At 60.9% G+C, this 274-nt stretch carries 1 protein-coding gene; it reads left to right on the forward strand.

Annotated elements, in window-relative coordinates:
- Positions 1-274: hypothetical protein (locus tag JGU66_36345; protein MBJ6766247.1), on the forward strand; the 274-nt coding region annotated here is incomplete at both ends.

Here is a 274-nt window from a genome sequence, read left to right on the forward strand (position 1 = left end):
ACACCAGGACGTGCCGTTCGAGAAGCTGGTGGAGGAACTCCAGCCCGAGCGCGATCTGAGCCGCAGCCCGCTGTTCCAAGTGTCGCTCACGCTCCAGAACACGCCGGTGTCCGAGATTCGCCTGCCCGGACTTTCTCTGACGGGACTGGAGACTGAGGAGCACACGTCGAAGTTCGATCTCTCTCTGGTCGTAGAGCCGAATCCGACCGGGGCGATTGCTGCGATCAATTTCAACAGCGATTTGTTCGACGGGGAGACGGTGGAAGGGCTGCTG

This window comes from Myxococcaceae bacterium JPH2, assembly GCA_016458225.1.
Taxonomy (GTDB): Bacteria; Myxococcota; Myxococcia; order Myxococcales; family Myxococcaceae; genus Citreicoccus.